At 73.7% G+C, this 15,164-nt stretch carries 17 protein-coding genes; 8 read left to right on the forward strand and 9 right to left on the reverse strand.

Annotated features, from left to right (window positions below; all coding sequences use genetic code 11):
- The first annotated feature begins 206 nt into the window (after positions 1-206).
- Complete coding sequence (gene corA, locus ACFWOG_RS09530; RefSeq protein ID WP_329883175.1) at positions 207-1,331, forward strand: magnesium/cobalt transporter CorA; 1,125 nt, start codon at positions 207-209, stop codon at positions 1,329-1,331.
- Positions 1,332-1,415: 84 nt separating this feature from the next.
- Here corA and ACFWOG_RS09535 read toward each other — a convergent pair whose 3' ends face one another.
- The gene (locus ACFWOG_RS09535; RefSeq protein WP_380356427.1) at positions 1,416-2,363 is read right to left on the reverse strand and encodes a DMT family transporter; all 948 of its coding nucleotides are present in this window, start codon (positions 2,361-2,363) and stop codon (positions 1,416-1,418) included.
- Positions 2,364-2,534: 171 nt separating this feature from the next.
- Here ACFWOG_RS09535 and ACFWOG_RS09540 point away from each other — a divergent pair, with 171 nt between their 5' ends.
- The 4 genes from ACFWOG_RS09540 (at position 2,535) to ACFWOG_RS09555 (ending at position 6,408) form a co-directional block, all read left to right on the forward strand.
- Complete coding sequence (locus ACFWOG_RS09540; protein WP_329883176.1) at positions 2,535-3,095, forward strand: hypothetical protein; 561 nt, start codon at positions 2,535-2,537, stop codon at positions 3,093-3,095.
- A 202-nt stretch (positions 3,096-3,297) separates the two neighbouring features.
- Positions 3,298-4,581 carry a magnesium transporter MgtE N-terminal domain-containing protein gene (locus ACFWOG_RS09545; RefSeq protein ID WP_329883177.1) on the forward strand — a complete coding sequence of 428 codons (1,284 nt, stop codon included), beginning with the start codon at positions 3,298-3,300 and terminating at the stop codon, positions 4,579-4,581.
- On the forward strand, positions 4,571-5,191 hold the full coding sequence (locus tag ACFWOG_RS09550) for a DUF1003 domain-containing protein (protein ID WP_380356432.1): 621 nt from the start codon (positions 4,571-4,573) through the stop codon (positions 5,189-5,191). The genes ACFWOG_RS09545 and ACFWOG_RS09550 overlap by 11 nt, the downstream gene beginning before the upstream one ends.
- Positions 5,192-5,247: 56 nt before the next feature.
- Positions 5,248-6,408 (forward strand): Mrp/NBP35 family ATP-binding protein, encoded by a 1,161-nt coding sequence (locus tag ACFWOG_RS09555; protein ID WP_329883178.1) that lies wholly within the window; start codon positions 5,248-5,250, stop codon positions 6,406-6,408.
- A 94-nt stretch (positions 6,409-6,502) separates the two neighbouring features.
- Here the strand turns inward: ACFWOG_RS09555 and ACFWOG_RS09560 are convergent, their stop codons facing one another.
- The 4 genes from ACFWOG_RS09560 to sigE all read right to left on the reverse strand — a co-directional run bounded on the left by ACFWOG_RS09560 (position 6,503) and on the right by sigE (position 9,852).
- Positions 6,503-7,189: a hypothetical protein gene (locus tag ACFWOG_RS09560; RefSeq protein ID WP_380356435.1), complete on the reverse strand. Its 687-nt coding sequence runs from the start codon at positions 7,187-7,189 to the stop codon at positions 6,503-6,505.
- A 322-nt stretch (positions 7,190-7,511) separates the two neighbouring features.
- The gene (locus tag ACFWOG_RS09565) at positions 7,512-7,961 is read right to left on the reverse strand and encodes a sec-independent translocase (RefSeq protein WP_380356438.1); all 450 of its coding nucleotides are present in this window, start codon (positions 7,959-7,961) and stop codon (positions 7,512-7,514) included.
- 131 nt (positions 7,962-8,092) lie between these two features.
- The gene (locus ACFWOG_RS09570) at positions 8,093-9,115 is read right to left on the reverse strand and encodes a zf-HC2 domain-containing protein (RefSeq protein WP_380356441.1); all 1,023 of its coding nucleotides are present in this window, start codon (positions 9,113-9,115) and stop codon (positions 8,093-8,095) included.
- Positions 9,112-9,852 carry an RNA polymerase sigma factor SigE gene (sigE, locus tag ACFWOG_RS09575; RefSeq protein WP_380356468.1) on the reverse strand — a complete coding sequence of 247 codons (741 nt, stop codon included), beginning with the start codon at positions 9,850-9,852 and terminating at the stop codon, positions 9,112-9,114. Before sigE ends, ACFWOG_RS09570 begins: the two co-directional genes overlap by 4 nt.
- 382 nt (positions 9,853-10,234) lie before the next feature.
- On the opposite strand from sigE, the gene ACFWOG_RS09580 reads away from it, so the two are divergent.
- Complete coding sequence (locus tag ACFWOG_RS09580; protein WP_380356471.1) at positions 10,235-10,804, forward strand: O-methyltransferase; 570 nt, start codon at positions 10,235-10,237, stop codon at positions 10,802-10,804.
- Between the two features lie 141 nt (positions 10,805-10,945).
- Here ACFWOG_RS09580 and ACFWOG_RS09585 read toward each other — a convergent pair whose 3' ends face one another.
- Positions 10,946-11,113, reverse strand: a complete 168-nt coding sequence (locus ACFWOG_RS09585; protein ID WP_014137929.1) for a DUF3117 domain-containing protein — start codon at positions 11,111-11,113, stop codon at positions 10,946-10,948.
- A 308-nt stretch (positions 11,114-11,421) separates the two neighbouring features.
- On the opposite strand from ACFWOG_RS09585, the gene ACFWOG_RS09590 reads away from it, so the two are divergent.
- Entirely contained in the window at positions 11,422-12,222 is an 801-nt protein-coding gene (locus ACFWOG_RS09590; RefSeq protein ID WP_329883182.1) for an enoyl-CoA hydratase-related protein, read from the forward strand.
- 57 nt (positions 12,223-12,279) lie between these two features.
- Here ACFWOG_RS09590 and ACFWOG_RS09595 read toward each other — a convergent pair whose 3' ends face one another.
- Together ACFWOG_RS09595 and ACFWOG_RS09600 are read right to left on the reverse strand one after the other, a co-directional pair.
- Positions 12,280-12,924 carry a DNA-3-methyladenine glycosylase I gene (locus ACFWOG_RS09595; RefSeq protein ID WP_380356446.1) on the reverse strand — a complete coding sequence of 215 codons (645 nt, stop codon included), beginning with the start codon at positions 12,922-12,924 and terminating at the stop codon, positions 12,280-12,282.
- Positions 12,921-13,352 (reverse strand): DivIVA domain-containing protein, encoded by a 432-nt coding sequence (locus tag ACFWOG_RS09600; protein WP_329883183.1) that lies wholly within the window; start codon positions 13,350-13,352, stop codon positions 12,921-12,923. Before ACFWOG_RS09600 ends, ACFWOG_RS09595 begins: the two co-directional genes overlap by 4 nt.
- A gap of 156 nt (positions 13,353-13,508) precedes the next feature.
- Here ACFWOG_RS09600 and folP point away from each other — a divergent pair, with 156 nt between their 5' ends.
- Complete coding sequence (folP, locus tag ACFWOG_RS09605; RefSeq protein ID WP_380356474.1) at positions 13,509-14,321, forward strand: dihydropteroate synthase; 813 nt, start codon at positions 13,509-13,511, stop codon at positions 14,319-14,321.
- 19 nt (positions 14,322-14,340) lie between these two features.
- On the opposite strand, the gene ACFWOG_RS09610 is transcribed toward folP, so the two are convergent.
- On the reverse strand, positions 14,341-15,150 hold the full coding sequence (locus tag ACFWOG_RS09610) for a TIGR00730 family Rossman fold protein (protein WP_329883184.1): 810 nt from the start codon (positions 15,148-15,150) through the stop codon (positions 14,341-14,343).
- Positions 15,151-15,164 lie beyond the last annotated feature (14 nt).

The raw sequence follows: 15,164 nt of genomic DNA on the forward strand, positions 1-15,164 counted from the left end.
GACCAGCCCCCCGTGCGAACGTCACGGCGGTCTCCGGTCCGGCCGGGAGAGCACCCCACCGACGTCCGGTCGTTCCGTCTCGCGCGCCCCAGCAAGGCCGAGGACCGACCACAGGCGCCGGATTCCATCGGTGTTCCTCCGCCGTCGCACCACGGCCATCCGTCACCGCGCCGCCGTGCGGCGGCTCCTGCCCCAGGGAGCCTGCCATGTCGATGATCAACAGCCTGCGCGCAGCCGTCCGCACCAACCGCCGCCGTTCCGCGTCGGGACTGTTCGACACGATCCACCCGGGCCAGACCCCGTCCGCGGTGGTGGACTGCGCGGTCTACCAGGACGGCAAGCGGCTGGGGGAGAGCTGCAGCCCGCGCGAGGCGGCCCGACTGGTCAAGGCCTCGAAGCAACTCCCGGACGGCGCGGGCTCGTTCAGCTGGATCGGGCTGCACGAGCCGACCGAGGCCGAGTTCGAGGGGATCGCCCAGCGGTTCGGACTGCACCCGCTGGCGGTCGAGGACGCGGTGCACGCCCACCAGCGGCCGAAGGTCGAGCGGTACGACGACGTGCTGTTCGCCGTCTTCAAGACGATCCGGTACGTCGACCACGACCAGCTCACGCCGACCAGCGAGGTGGTCGAGACCGGCGAGCTGATGGTGTTCGCCGGGCGGGACTTCGTGATCACCGTCCGGCACGGCGGGCACAGCTCGCTCAAGGAGCTGCGGCACCGGCTGGAGGCCGACGCGGACGGCTCCGGGCTGCTCGGCAAGGGCCCGTCGGCGGTGCTGCACGCGATCGCCGACCAGGTGGTGGACAACTACCTGCTGGTCGCCGACCGGCTGCAGACCGACGTGGACGAGATCGAGTTCGACGTCTTCTCCAACCGGGGCGGCCGGGGCACCGACGTGGGCCGGGTCTACCAGCTCAAGCGCGAGGTCCTGGAGTTCAAGCGGGCGGTGGCGCCGCTGCTGCGGCCCATGCAGCAGCTGTCGGAGCCGCTGCAGCGGCTGGTCGACCCGGAGATCCAGAAGTACTTCCGGGACGTCGCCGACCACCTCGCCCGGGTCACCGAGCAGGTGCACGGCTTCGACGAACTGCTGAACTCGCTGCTCCAGGCCAACCTGGCGCAGGTCTCGGTGGCGCAGAACGAGGACATGCGCAAGATCACCGCCTGGGCGGCGATCTTCGCCGTGCCGACCATGATCACCGGCGTGTACGGCATGAACTTCGACTACATGCCGGAACTGCACCACCGGTACGGCTATCCGATGGTGCTCGGCAGCGTGGTGCTGATCTGCGTCGGGATGTACCGCGGCTTCCGTCGCAACGGCTGGCTGTAGGGCCCGGGCGGGGCCCGCCGCCCGCAGCGGGTCCGGGGCGGGCACCGGTGACCGGCCACCGACCGGCCACCGGGCGGCTGTCGGCTACCGACGACCGGCGCGCGCGACCAGCACCAGGCCCAGCAGGATCAGCACCACCGCCGGGTACGCGGCGACCGGGGGCCACTGGCCGAGCCAGAGCGCCGCGATCAGCGCGGCGCCCGGGGTCTCCAGCAGGACCGACGTGGAGGTGACCGAGGGCCCGAGGGTGCGCACGACCCGGTTGCTGAGCGAGTGGCCCAGCAGCTGGGCGGTGACCATCAGCAGCACGATCTGCCACCAGGCCCCGGCCGACCAGCCGGACAGCGGCGTCCCGGCCACCAGGCAGACCGCCAGCAGGACCGCGCCGGTGGTGGCGTAGCAGACCAGCGTGTACGCGGTGGTGCTGACGGTCCGGCGGACCTCGGCGCCGAGCAGCACGTACCCGGCGGCGGCCAGGCCCGCGCCGAGCGCCAGCGCGTCCCCGGCCAGGGCGCGCGGCGAGAGCGAGAGGTCGACACCGGTGAGCACCAGGACCCCGGCGAAGGCCACCGCCATGCCGAGCCAGACCATCCGCGGCGCCCGCACCCCGAGCAGCCGCATCAGCAGGATGGTCCAGAGCGGGGTGGTGGTGACCAGGGCGGTCGCCGACGCGACCGAGGTCATCCGCAGGCTGGGCATCCAGAGCGCGAAGTGGACGGCGAGCAGGGCGCCGGCCGCCACGGCCAGCAGCAGCGCCCGCCGGGAGATCCCGCGCAGCTCCGCCCGGTGGCGCAGCAGCGCGTACGGGCCGAGCACGCCGACCGACATGACGTTGCGCCAGAAGGCGATCGCCAGGGCCGGCGCGGCGGTGGCGCTGATCAGCGGTGCGGAGAGCGAGATGCCCGCGACCGAGACCGCGAGCAGCAGCAGGTCGAACCTGGGGAGCGGCTGCGCGGGGGCCGCGACGGTACCGGTGGGGGCGGTGACGGCGGCGACGGTGGCGGGGGCAGACTCTGGCCGGACGGCGGGCACGACGCTCCTCTGCTTCGGAGTGAGGGGTGCGGTTCAGGAAGGACTGCAGGGCGGGCTGCAGGGCGGGCTGCGGGCGGGCGACTCCTACCGTAAGGCCCGTGCCGCACCGACGGAACTGTCGCCCGAACCGCGAGACATCGCCCGGACGGCTCAGGCCGTACGCTGTGCGCCATGGACCGTACGCCTGCCGCAGCCGCGACCGCCGACGACTTCCTCGACCGGGCCCTGCTGGAGGAGGCCGCGAAGAAGTCGGGGCTGCTCTGGGTCCGGGCGGACGGTCAGGAGCACGGCCGGGCCGTCTGGCACGCCTGGCACGACGGCGCGGTGGTGGTGGTCGGCGACGGCGCCGAACAGCCGCTGCACGGACTGACCGGCGGGGCGGGCGCGGTGGTGACCGTCCGCAGCAAGGACAAGGGCGGCCGGCTGACCGGCTGGCCGGCCCGCGTGGTCGAGCTGGCCCCGGGGAGCGAGGCCTGGCTGGGCGCCGTCGAGGAGCTCAAGGGCAAGCGGCTGAACGCCCCCGACACCGACACCGTCACCGACCGGTGGGCCCGCGAGTGCCGGGTGCTCCGGCTGGAGCCGGCCGGCTCGGCCGACGGCGTGCTCACCGAGCAGCCGGGTGCGATGCCGGACGCCTCGCACGCCACCGCCCCGATGCCCACCCCGGCCACCACCCGGCAGCCGATCCCCGCCGGCCTGCCGAAGCTGCTGTTCAAGCGCCGCAAGGGCTGAGCCTCCCCGCCGCGGCGAGCCCCCCGGCCCCCGGCGCACCCCCGGCCCGCAGCCACCCTCCGGCGGCCCCGGCGTCCCCGGCGGCGCGCCCGTGCCCGGTTCGCCCGGGTTTCCACCGAGCCCGGTCGCGGGTCCCCGCGTAGCCTTGGCCACGGGGCGTGCCCGCGCGCCCGACCGGAGCGTCGAGCGAGCGAGGGAGTCCATGGCAGGGGCAGGCAGCCGGGTCTTCATCTCCCACCTCTCCGGCATCGCCGTCTTCGACCCGAACGGCGACCAGGTCGGCCGGGTCCGGGACGTCGTGGTCACGCTCCGCCTCGGTGGCCGACCGCCCCGGGTGCTCGGACTCGTGGTCGAAGTGATCGGCCGCCGCCGGATCTTCCTCCCGATGACCCGGGTGACCAGCCTGGAATCCGGCCAGGTGCTGACCACCGGCGTGATCAACATGCGCCGCTTCGAACAGCGCACGTCCGAGACGCTCGTCCTCGGCGAACTGCTGGACCGCATCGTCACCTGGAGCAAGTCCGACCAGGACGTCACCGTCCTGGACGTCGCGATGGTCCAGACCCGGCTGCGCGAGTGGGAGATCAGCAAGGTCTTCGTCCAGGTCGGCCGGCCCGGTCGGCTGCGCAAGTCCAAGGGCGAGACGCTCACCCTGGACTGGAAGGACGTCACCGGCTTCGCCCTCGCCGAGGAGAACCAGGGCGCCGCCAACCTGCTCGCGACCTTCGACCAGCTGCGCGCCGCCGACCTCGCCAACGTCATGCACCACCTCTCCGCCAAGCGCCGCGCCGAGGTCGCCGCCGCACTCGACGACGAACGGCTCGCCGACGTCCTGGAGGAGCTGCCCGAGGACGACCAGGTCGAGATCATCGGCAAGCTCAAGGACGAACGGGCCGCCGACGTCCTGGAGGCGATGGACCCGGACGACGCCGCCGACCTGCTCTCCGAACTGCCCGGCGACGAGGCCGAGCGGCTGCTCCAGCTGATGGAACCGGAGGAGGCAGAGCCCGTCCGCCGCCTGCTCACCTACGAGGAGAACACCGCCGGCGGCCTGATGACCACCGAGCCGATCGTGCTGGAGCCGAACGCCACGGTGGCCGAGGCGCTGGCCCGGGTGCGGGTCTCCGACAACAAGCCCGCGCTGGCCGCGCAGGTCTTCGTCTGCCGCCCGCCCAACGAGACGCCGACCGGCAAGTACCTGGGCACCGTGCACTTCCAGCGGCTGCTGCGCGAACCCCCGTACACCCTGGTCGGCTCGCTGGTGGACGACGACCTGGACCCGCTGCCGCCGGACACCCCGCTGACGCTGGTCACCAGCTACCTGGCGACGTACAACATGGTCGCCGCCCCCGTGGTCGACGAGGCCGACCACCTGGTCGGCGCGGTGACCGTCGACGACGTGCTCGACCACCTGCTGCCCGAGGACTGGCGCGAGGCCGCCCCGCACGGGCCGGCCGACGAGAGAGAGGTGACCGGTGGACGCTGACCGCAAGGGCCGACGGGACGACTCGCCCCGCCAGCGCCTGCAGGGCGAGCTGCGCCAGCTGCGCGAGGTGCGCGCCCGCGAACGCGGCCGCGTCCAGCGCACCGAACCCCCGTCCGGAGGCGGCCGCGCCCGGCTCGACCAGCCGCGCACCACCCGCCCCGGCCTGATCACCCTGCCGACGTACGACCCGGAGGCCTTCGGCAAGCTCTCCGAGCGGATCGCGCGCTTCCTCGGCACCGGGCGGTTCATCGTCTGGATGACCATCGTCGTGATCGTGTGGGTGGGCTGGAACACCGTGCTGCCGGACCAGGTGCACTTCGACGACTACCCGTTCATCTTCCTCACCCTGATGCTCTCGCTCCAGGCCTCGTACGCGGCGCCGCTGATCCTGCTGGCACAGAACCGCCAGGCCGACCGGGACCGCGTCAACATGGAGCAGGACCGCGCCCGCAGCGACCGCAACATCGCCGACACCGAGTACCTCACCCGCGAGGTGGCCGCGCTCCGCCAGGGCCTCGGAGAGGTCGCCACCCGCGACTTCCTCCGCTCCGAACTCCAGGCGCTGCTCAAGGAGATCGACGAGCGCCGGGAGACCTCGGACGTGCTGTGACCTGCGGCACGCTACCGACCGGTTAAGCACCCTTCCCGGCGCCGTACCATCAAGGCATGGCCAACGAGACAGAGGTCGCGGCCGGCGTCACGGAGGAGTCCGTACGCCAGGCGCTTGCGACCGTCAACGACCCGGAGATCAACCGCCCGATCACCGAGATCGGCATGGTGAAATCGGTCGGGATCGACGAGGGCGGCGCCGTGCGCGTCGCGGTCTACCTGACGGTCTCCGGCTGTCCGATGCGCGACACCATCACCGCCCGCGTCCGCGAGGCGGTCGGCCGGGTCCCCGGGGTGACCGGGGTCGAGGTCGAGCTCGACGTCATGAGCGACGAGCAGCGCAAGGAGCTCTCGCAGCTGCTGCGCGGCGGCGCCCCCGAGCGGGAGATCCCGTTCGCCAAGCCCGGCACGCTGACCCGGGTCTACGCGGTCGCCTCCGGCAAGGGCGGCGTCGGCAAGTCCTCGGTGACGGTCAACCTCGCGGCCGCGATGGCCGAGGACGGCCTGAAGGTCGCCGTCGTGGACGCCGACATCTACGGCCACAGCGTGCCGCGCATGCTGGGCGTCGAGGGCCGGCCGACCCAGGTCCAGGACATGATCATGCCGCCGCAGGCGCACGGCGTGAAGGTCATCTCGATCGGCATGTTCACCCCGGGCAACACCCCGGTGGTCTGGCGCGGTCCGATGCTGCACCGCGCACTCCAGCAGTTCCTGGCCGACGTGTACTGGGGCGACCTGGACGTCCTGCTGCTGGACCTGCCGCCCGGCACCGGCGACATCGCGATCTCGGTGGCCCAGCTGGTCCCCAACGCGGAGATCCTGATCGTCACCACCCCGCAGATGGCCGCCGCCGAGGTGGCCGAGCGGGCCGGCACCATCGCGGTGCAGACCCACCAGAAGATCGTCGGCGTGATCGAGAACATGTCCGGCATGCCGTGCCCGCACTGCGACGAGATGATCGACGTGTTCGGCACCGGCGGCGGCCAGATCGTCGCGGACGCGCTCACCCGCACCGTCGGCGCCACCGTCCCGGTGCTCGGCTCGATCCCGATCGACGTCCGGCTGCGCGAGGGCGGCGACGACGGTCGCCCGGTCGTCCTGGCCGCCCCCGACTCCCCGGCCGCTGCCGCCCTCCGCGCCGTCGCCGGCAAGCTCGGCGGCCGCCAGCGCGGTCTCTCCGGCCTCTCCCTCGGCCTCACCCCGAAGAACAAGTTCTGACGCGCCGCCACGTCGGTGGTGCGGCCGTGAGGGCGTGAAGGGGCCCGCCGGGAGACCGGCGGGCTCCTTCCGTGCGGCTTCGTCGCGGGCGCGCCTACGGGCGGGTGTAGGCGGTCAGGTCGGGGACGGTGGCGAAGCCGGCGCCGTAGGCGCTGACGCCCCGGCCGTAGGCGCCGAGCAGGACGCCGGGGGCCTCGCCCGCCAGCACCCACCCGTACTCGGACTCGCGGTAGCGGAACGGCTGCGGCAGCCCGTTGACCGGAAGGCTGAGGGTGGACCAGCCGGGGCCGGCCAGGTCGTCGGCGAGGTCCCAGGCGAGCGCGGACTGCTGCTCCAGCCAGTCCTGGCGCCGCGAGCGGTCCAGTTGCCCCGGCCAGGTGGCCGCGAGCAGGCCGGAGCCGGCCAGCCAGGCGGCCGAGGAGGCGGACGTCGCCTCCAGGGTCCCGGTGTTGTCGGCGCTGCGGCGGCTGTCCCGGCGGGCCACCGTCACGACGACGGCGAACTTCCGGACGTCCCGCGGCTCGTACTGGCGGGCCGGCTCCTCGCCGTGGCCCAGGCTGCCGTAGTCGACGGAGCCCCGGGCCGCCCCCGCGCGCGGACCGCCGGCGGCGCCGGGCCCGCCGGGCTGCAGGTAGCGGCGGCCGCTCCAGCCGTCGTCCAGGCCGTACCACGGGAAGTCCGCGGACAGGTACGGCATCAGCGGGTCCGCCGGGCCCGCCTGTCCGCCGACCACCGGTCCGCCGGCCGTGGCCGTCCCCACCGCCTGACTCGTCGCGTCCATCCCCGGGCCTCCTCAAACACACGTATCCCTGCCGTGGCGCGCTCCCATCGTGGCGTACCGCGGCGTCCCCACCGACCGTCTTCGGTCCGGAACGGACCGGAAAGTGACAGACGGCACAGCGGGAACAATCAGCACAATAGCGGCGCACACGTCGCCGCCCCGCTCAGCCGTGCGGGCGGGCGGGGCGGTGGTGTCGTCGGACGGGCGCCGGGAGGGTGAGCGCGGGGCCGGCGCCGAAGCGCGGGAACGACGCGGGAACGAGGGGGCACCGACCGTCGGCGCCGGGCCGGAACGCCCCGGAGGCGAGCGGGCGAAGCACCGCTCAGGTGGCGTCCGGGTCGAACGGGGGGCGCTCGCCGGGCTGCAGCGGGGAGCCGGCGGTGGCGGCCACCGGGGCCGTGACCGAGGACTTGTCCATCGAGACGGATCCGGACCGGCCGTGGCCGTTCACGGCGGCGGCGGGCTTGTCGTCCAGCACCGAGCGGATGTCGAGGCTGTCCCGCATGTCCTTGAGGCCCAGCGGGTCCTCTTCGCCGCCCATGAGCTGCTTGCGGACGAAGGTCTTCGGGTTGAGGTCCTCGAACTCGAAGTCCTTGAACTCGGGACCGAGCTCGCTGCGGATGTCCTCCTTCGCCGTGTCGGCGAAGGAACGGATCTTCCGGATGAAGCCCATGGTGTCCTGGATCAGCTTCGGCAGCTTGTCCGGACCGAAGATCACGATGGCCATGATGGCCAGGGTCAGGACCTCCAGTGTGCCCACGTCACTGAACACCAAAGCTCCCTAAGCTCGCGATCGGACAACGTCCCTCACAGGGTAATGGCCATCGGCGGGTTCATGACCCCGGTGTGATGAAGCCGTGGTGAAGACCCGCCGATGACCGTGACCGCAGGGGCCACCGCCGCCTATCTGTTCTCGTGGTGCAGCCCGGCCATCCCGGAGCTCGGGGTGCGCTCCGGCACCTCGTGCGGCGGGGTCGCGCCCCGGGTGACCGCCACCGGGCGGACCGGGAAGTCCACCGGTACCTGCGCGTTCATGGGGACCAGCCCGCCGCCGCGGCCGTTGCCGCCGGCCGGGCTGATCGTGGTGCCGTGCTGCTCGTCGCCCGGGCCGGCGAAGCCGCCGACCCCGCCGAGCGTCACCGCGGCGACCGAGAAGGCGCCGGCGGCGGCGAAGACGAAGCGGCGCCCGCGCGGCGGGACCTGCCGGACCACCGGGGCAGCCGCGGCCAGTGGCTGCGGCCCGACCGGGGCCGTCGGGCGGGCGGTCCGCCGGCCCATCAGCGGGCGCAGGACCGCACCGCCGCGACCGAACGCCCGCGGGTCGACCCCGGGCAGCGGCGCGTCGGCGCCCAGCGCGCCCGCTCCGAAGGAGGCGCCGGCCCCGCGGCCGAACGAACCGCCGTTCAGCCGGCTGCCGCCGAGCGTCCCGGCGGCCGGCAGCCCGCCGCCGGGCAGGTCGTCGTCGTCCCGGCCCGGGCGGTCGACCGGCGACCGCTCGTCCTCCGGGAGCGCGCCGACGGCCATCAGCCGGGCCATCAGCGCCGACGACGGGCCGGGCGTACCGGTGCGGGTGAGGAGGTGCTTGACGGCGCGGCCCTCGTCGGCCTCGGCGAGGCACTGCGGACAGGTCGCCAGATGGGCCTGGACGCGGTCGCGCGAGTCGTGGCCGAGTTCGCCGTCGACGAAGGAGGAGAGCCGCTCACCGAGATGGTGCTCCTCGGCGGCCGGCTCGCCCGGGCGGACCGCGACGGCGCGCAGCGCGGGCTCGCCCGGCGCTCCGGCCTGGCCGCGTTCCGGCTGCGGTTCCCCGGAGGGGTCGGTCCCGTCGTGGCCGCGCCGCCCCAGGGCGGCCCAGCCGCCCCGGCGGGCCGCGGCCCGGCCGGGCACGTCGGAGTGGCCCGGTCCTGACCGGCCGGTTGCGCTCACGACCGCCTCCGTCCGCGACCGCCCGGCGCGACCGCGGCCTCACCGGCGACGGCGCCGACCGGCACCGGCTCGTCGGCACCGCCGCCGCGGCGCTCACGGCCGGGGGCGGCACCGGGTGCGCGGTGCTTGAGCGCGGCACGCAGGTGCGAGCGGCCGCGGTGGATGCGGCTGCGGACGGTACCGAGCTTCACGCCGAGCGTCGCGGCGATCTCCTCGTAGGAGAGTCCCTCGATGTCGCAGAGCACCACGGCGGCCCGGAACTCGGGCGCCAGGGTGTCCAGCGCCTGCTGGACGTCGGCGTCGAAGTGGGTGTCGCTGAAGTGCTGGGCCGGGCTGGGCTCGCGCGAGGCCAGCCGCTCGGCCGCGTCGTCACCGAGCGCGTCGAAGCGGATGCGCTGGCGTCGGCGGACCATGTCCAGGAACAGGTTGGTGGTGATCCGGTGCAGCCAGCCCTCGAACGTGCCGGGGGTGTACGTGGACAGCGAACGGAACACCCGGACGAAGACTTCCTGGGTGAGGTCCTCGGCGTCGTGCTGGTTACCGGTCAGCCGGTAGGCGAGGCGGTAGACACGGGCACTGTGGGCCTCGACGATCTCCTCCCAGCTGGGCGGAGTCCAGGTCTGCGCGTCGGGGCCCTCGGCGAAGGTCGCGAGGGCGGGGGCCTCGGCGGTACCGGCGGCCGGCGTCTGGGGCGCGGCGGCCGGCTGGTCCGGAGTGGAGTGCGCAGGCTGGTTCATCACGGGCTTCGGCGTACGGGCCGACGCGGTGCCGCGGGAGTGCCGCCGCACAGGGACGTCGCCCTCGGCCACACCTCCTCGGTCGGCTCTTCTGCCCAGCAGGGCCACCACCATATCCACCTCACCCGTCAAGCCCGGATAAAAGTGCCCGCGACCGTCAAGCCGGAGAACAGGCCCGGGAACCTCCTGTTCCCCCGGTCCCTGCCTCACCAACGGCCCGCCGCCGTACGCGGTTCCCGCCCGGCCAGTAATCTGTGGCAGGAAATATCGACATCCGCTAGGCGCCGGGCCGCCACCCGGGGCTCCGAAAGAGGCAGCCATCAGCGAGTTCGGGCCCGCGCATGCGGCTCTCGCGGACACCTACGTCGGCGAGGACGCGGTGCTGACCTACGCCCGGGCACAGTCCGCGCGGACCGGAATCAGGGCGATCGGACCCAGCGGAGGCGCCTGCCTCCGGCTGCTCGCGGCCGCGCTGGACGCCAAGGCGGTGGCCGAGATCGGCACCGGGACGGGCGTCTCCGGGGTCTACCTGCTGCGCGGGATGCGGCCGGACGGCGTGCTCACCACCGTCGACTCCGAACCGGTCCGCCAGCAGCTGGCCAGGGAGGCGTACCAGGCCGCCGGTTTCGCGGCCAACCGCTCGCGGTTCATACCGGGCCGGGCCCTGGAGGTGCTGCCGCGGCTCGCCGACGGCCAGTACGACCTGGTGTTCTGCGACGGCGACCCGGCGGAGTCACAGGAGTACCTGGCGGAGTCGCTGCGGCTGCTGCGGCCGGGCGGGATGGTCTGCTTCGAGGGCGTCTTCCAGGAGGGCCGGCTGGCCGAGCCGGAGCAGCAGGACCCGCAGACCCGGTCGGTCCGCGACCTGGTGCGCGACGTCCGGGAGAGCGAGAAGCTGCTGCCGGCGCTGCTGCCGGTCTCGGACGGGCTGCTCTGCGCCGTCAAACGCTGAGGGCCGACCCGGGGGGCCCGGGGGCCGCGCGGCGGGCTCCCAGGGCCCGTAGCGGCCCGGGAACGGCCGAGCCCGGGCCGACGTGATCGTCGGACCCGGGCCGGTGGCACATCTCCAGGAGATGGCGAGCACCTGCTGCGGTCAGCCGCAGGCCTTCTTCAGGGCCTCACCGAGGGCGTCGGCCTCGTCAGGCGTGAGCTCCACCACGAGGCGTCCGCCGCCTTCGAGCGGAACGCGCATGATGATGCCCCGCCCCTCTTTGGTGACTTCGAGCGGGCCGTCACCCGTCCGCGGCTTCATGGCCGCCATGCTCGTTCCCCTTCCTGCAACGCTCAGCTACGCACCGGCAGTCCGTCCACCGCCGGTATCGAACGCATTGATCGGAAGCCATTATCCCGCATGCCACGGCCTGATGACCAACATCACTCTCGGTGCAACCTCGGCCGGACCGCCCCCAACCGGCGCATTTCCCGCCATAAGCCCCGGCGCGGCGGTGATCAGTCCGCCGCCGGAAGGTGCGATACCTCACACTCCCCAGCCGGCCCCGCACTCCGGCATCCTGGCAGCCCACGACCACCGTGCGATCACCGCGCGACGAGCAAGGGAGCCCTCGCCCCATGTCCGATTCCGTGCTGTACGAGCTGGACGGCGGCCTGGCCGTCATCACCATCAACCGCCCGGAGGCGATGAACGCGCTGGACGTACCCACCAAGGTGGCTCTGCGTGACACCGTGACGGCCGCCGCCGAGGATCCGGCGGTGCGGGCCGTCCTGCTCACCGGCGCGGGCGACCGGGCGTTCTGCGTCGGCCAGGACCTCAAGGAGCACCTGGGCCGGCTCCGGCAGGCCGAGGAGACCGGCGAGGGCGCGCTGAAGACCGTCGCCGAGCACTACAACCCGCTGCTGCGGGCGCTGGCCGGGATGCGCAAGCCGACCGTGGCGGCGGTGGGCGGGGTGGCGGCCGGCGCGGGCGCCTCGCTGGCCTTCGCCTGCGACTTCCGGATCGTCTCGGAGACGGCCGGCTTCAACACCGCCTTCGCCGGTATCGCCCTGACCGCCGACTCGGGCGCGTCCTGGACGCTGCCGCGGCTGGTCGGACACGCCCGGGCGACCGAGCTGCTGATGCTGCCGCGCACCGTGAAGGCCGCCGAGGCGATGGAGCTGGGGCTGGCCACCAAGGTGGTTCCGGCCGCCGAACTGGCCGCCACCGCACGGGTGTTCGCCAAGGAGCTGGCCGATGGCCCGACCGTGGCGTACGGCGCGATCAAGGAGTCTCTGGCGTACGGCGCCGCGCACACGCTGAGCGAGCTGCTCGACAAGGAGGACGAGCTGCAGACGCTGGCCGGCGACAGCGAGGACCACCGGATCGCGGTCCGCGCCTTCATCGCCAAGGAGAAGCCGCAGTACCTGGGGCGCTGACCGGCGCACGGCCCGCCGGACCGCCCGCCCGCCGGCAGGTCCGCCGGCGACCGCGCGCTACGCCCCGGGCCGCGTCCCGTCGAGGACGGACCGGACGTGGCAGTCGGCGAGGTGGTCGTCGACCAGCCCGCAGGCCTGCATCAGGGCGTAGGCGGTGGTCGGGCCGACGAACCGGAAGCCCTCCTTCTTCAGCGCCTTGGCCAGTGCCGTCGACTCGGGCGTGACGGCCGGTACCTCGCCCGTCGAGCGGGGGGCCGGCCGGTCCGGGTCTCCGGCGAACTGCCAGATCAGCGCGTCCAGCCCGCCGTCCAGGTCGCGGGCGACCCTGGCGTTGGCGATCGACGCCTCGATCTTGGCCCGGTTGCGGATGATCCCGGTGTCGCCGAGCAGCCGCTCGACGTCGGCCTCGCCGAACTCCGCGACCCTCGCGATCTCGAAGCCCGCGAAGGCGGACCGGAAGCCCTCGCGGCGGCGCAGGATGGTGATCCAGGAGAGCCCGGACTGGAAGGCCTCCAGGCAGACCCGCTCGAACAGGGCGTCGTCGCCGTGGACCGGGCGGCCCCACTCGGTGTCGTGGTAGGTGCGGTAGTCGTCCGCCGAGTCGCCCCAGGCGCAGCGGCGCAGGCCGTCCGGGCCGACGACGGCGCCACCGGTCGGGGCGTCCGTCGGGGCATCGGCCGCGACGTCCGCGTCGGCGCTCACCGGCCGTCCGCCGGCTCCGCGTCCTCCGGGCCGGCGGGAGCCTTGGTGAGGACGACGGCGGGCTCGACGACCTTGGCGAAGTCCTCCAGGCCGGGCAGCGGCTCGGCGCCCGTGCCGGGGCGGTCGGCGGCCTCCACCGCGCCGCGCACGGCGGCGAGCGCCTCCAGCTCGACGATCCGCGCGTCGCGGTAGGCGAGTTCGACGCCCAGCCGGTCGAGCACGTCGTCCACCTCGTCCATCCGGTAGCCGCGGACGGCCATCGGCAGGCGGATCGCCTCGACGTCCTCCTGACCGAGCGGGCGGTCCTGCGGCAGCCCGGCGGCGATCCGGTCGTGCACCGCCTCCGGCAGCGAGCCGCCCCCGCCCAGCGCCACCAGCGCGGCGCCGCCGACCACCACGGCCATCGCCACCACGATCACCCAGAACACGAGCGGTCCTCCCGATTTTCCGGCCGGCCCCGACAGGAGTGGGATCATGGTCCCGATGGGCCGGGGGCCATCATCGCACTCGCAGCAGCTGTGGAGGAGACATCGGTGGCACTGCGCCTGGGACCACGGGAATTCGGCGACGACGAGCTGGTGATCATGGCGATCGTCAACCGGACTCCTGACTCGTTCTTCGACAAGGGCGCCACCTTCGCCGACGAGGCGGCGTTCGCCGCCGCCGACCGCGCGATGGCCGAGGGCGCCGCGATCCTGGACATCGGCGGGGTGAAGGCCGGGCCGGGCGACGAGGTCACCGTCGAGGAGGAGCTGAGGCGCACCGTGCCGTTCGTGGCGGAGCTGCGCAAGCGCCACCCGGGGGCCGTGATCAGCGTCGACACCTGGCGGCACGAGGTCGGCGAGGCGGTCTGCGAGGTCGGCGCGGACCTGCTGAACGACGCCTGGGGCGGGGTGGACCCGCGGCTGGCCGAGGTGGCCGCCCGGTACGACGCCGGGCTGGTCTGCACCCACGCGGGCGGCGCCGAGCCGCGGACCCGACCGCACCGGACCGGGTACCCGGACGTGATGGCGGACATCCTGCGGGTGACCGTCGGGCTGGCCGAGCGGGCGGTGGGGCTCGGCGTGCGGCGGGACGCGGTGGTCATCGACCCGGGGCACGACTTCGGCAAGAACACCCGGCACTCGCTGGAGGCGACCCGGCGGCTGCCGGAGATGACGGCGACCGGGTTCCCCGTGCTGGTCTCGCTCTCCAACAAGGACTTCGTCGGCGAGACCCTGGACCTGCCGGTGGACCGGCGGCTGCTCGGCACGCTGGCGACCACCGCGGTCTCCGCCTGGCTGGGCGCCCGGGTGTACCGGGTGCACCAGGTGGCGGAGACCCGGCAGGTGCTGGACATGGTCGCCTCGATCCGCGGCAGCCGCCCCCCGGCGGTCGCCCGCCGGGGGTTGGCCTGAGAGGCGCGCCGGGCAGGGCCTAGATCTCGTTCACCGGCCGGCGGGCGTCGGCGAGGATCTTCAGGACCTCGTCGATGTCGTCGGTGATGTGGAAGAGCTCCAGGTCGTGCGGGGCGGCCTTGCCCTGCGCGACCAGGGTGTTCTTCAGCCAGTCGGCCAGCCCGCCCCAGTACTCGCTGCCGAAGAGGATCACCGGGAAGCGGGTGACCTTCTTCGTCTGCACCAGGGTGAGCGCCTCGAACAGCTCGTCCAGCGTGCCGAGGCCGCCGGGCAGGACGACGAACCCCTGGGCGTACTTCACGAACATCGTCTTGCGGACGAAGAAGTAGCGGAAGTTCAGCCCGAGGTCGACGAACTCGTTGAGCCCCTGCTCGAAGGGCAGCTCGATGCCGAGCCCGACGCTGAGCCCGCCGGCGTCCGAGGCGCCCCGGTTGGCCGCCTCCATCGCCCCGGGGCCGCCCCCGGTGATCACCGCGTAGCCGGCCTCGGCCAGCGCCCGTCCGATCGCCACGCCCGCCGCGTACTCGGTCGAGTCGACCGGGGTCCGGGCGGAGCCGAAGACGCTGATCGCGGGCGGGAGTTCGGCCAGCGCGCCGAAGCCCTCGACGAACTCCGAGGTGATCCGCAGGACCCGCCAGGGGTCGGTGTGCAGCCAGTCGGTCGGGCCGGTGGTGTCCAGCAGGCGCTGGTCCGTCGTGCTCTCGCCGACCTGGTCCCGGCGCACCAGCACCGGGCCCTTCTGCTTCTCGGGCCACGCCTTCTTCGGGTGCGGCTCGCCCACCTGCTCAGGACCGTGTCCGTAGTGCTTTTCGTCTCCAGTGCCTGTCATGACGAAACCCTACG

It is taken from the genome of Kitasatospora sp. NPDC058406, from assembly GCF_042722765.1.
Lineage (GTDB): Bacteria > Actinomycetota > Actinomycetes > Streptomycetales > Streptomycetaceae > Kitasatospora.

Bases quoted from the DNA above. Each gene is read 5' to 3' on its own strand.
- corA (WP_329883175.1), top strand. From the start codon at position 207: ATGTCGATGATCAACAGCCTGCGCGCAGCCGTCCGCACCAACCGCCGC.
- ACFWOG_RS09540 (WP_329883176.1), top strand. From the start codon at position 2,535: ATGGACCGTACGCCTGCCGCAGCCGCGACCGCCGACGACTTCCTCGAC.
- ACFWOG_RS09545 (WP_329883177.1), top strand. From the start codon at position 3,298: ATGGCAGGGGCAGGCAGCCGGGTCTTCATCTCCCACCTCTCCGGCATC.
- ACFWOG_RS09555 (WP_329883178.1), top strand. From the start codon at position 5,248: ATGGCCAACGAGACAGAGGTCGCGGCCGGCGTCACGGAGGAGTCCGTA.
- ACFWOG_RS09560 (WP_380356435.1), bottom strand. From the start codon at position 7,189: ATGGACGCGACGAGTCAGGCGGTGGGGACGGCCACGGCCGGCGGACCG.
- sigE (WP_380356468.1), bottom strand. From the start codon at position 9,852: ATGAACCAGCCTGCGCACTCCACTCCGGACCAGCCGGCCGCCGCGCCC.
- ACFWOG_RS09585 (WP_014137929.1), bottom strand. From the start codon at position 11,113: ATGGCGGCCATGAAGCCGCGGACGGGTGACGGCCCGCTCGAAGTCACC.
- ACFWOG_RS09590 (WP_329883182.1), top strand. From the start codon at position 11,422: ATGTCCGATTCCGTGCTGTACGAGCTGGACGGCGGCCTGGCCGTCATC.
- folP (WP_380356474.1), top strand. From the start codon at position 13,509: ATGGCGATCGTCAACCGGACTCCTGACTCGTTCTTCGACAAGGGCGCC.
- ACFWOG_RS09610 (WP_329883184.1), bottom strand. From the start codon at position 15,150: ATGACAGGCACTGGAGACGAAAAGCACTACGGACACGGTCCTGAGCAG.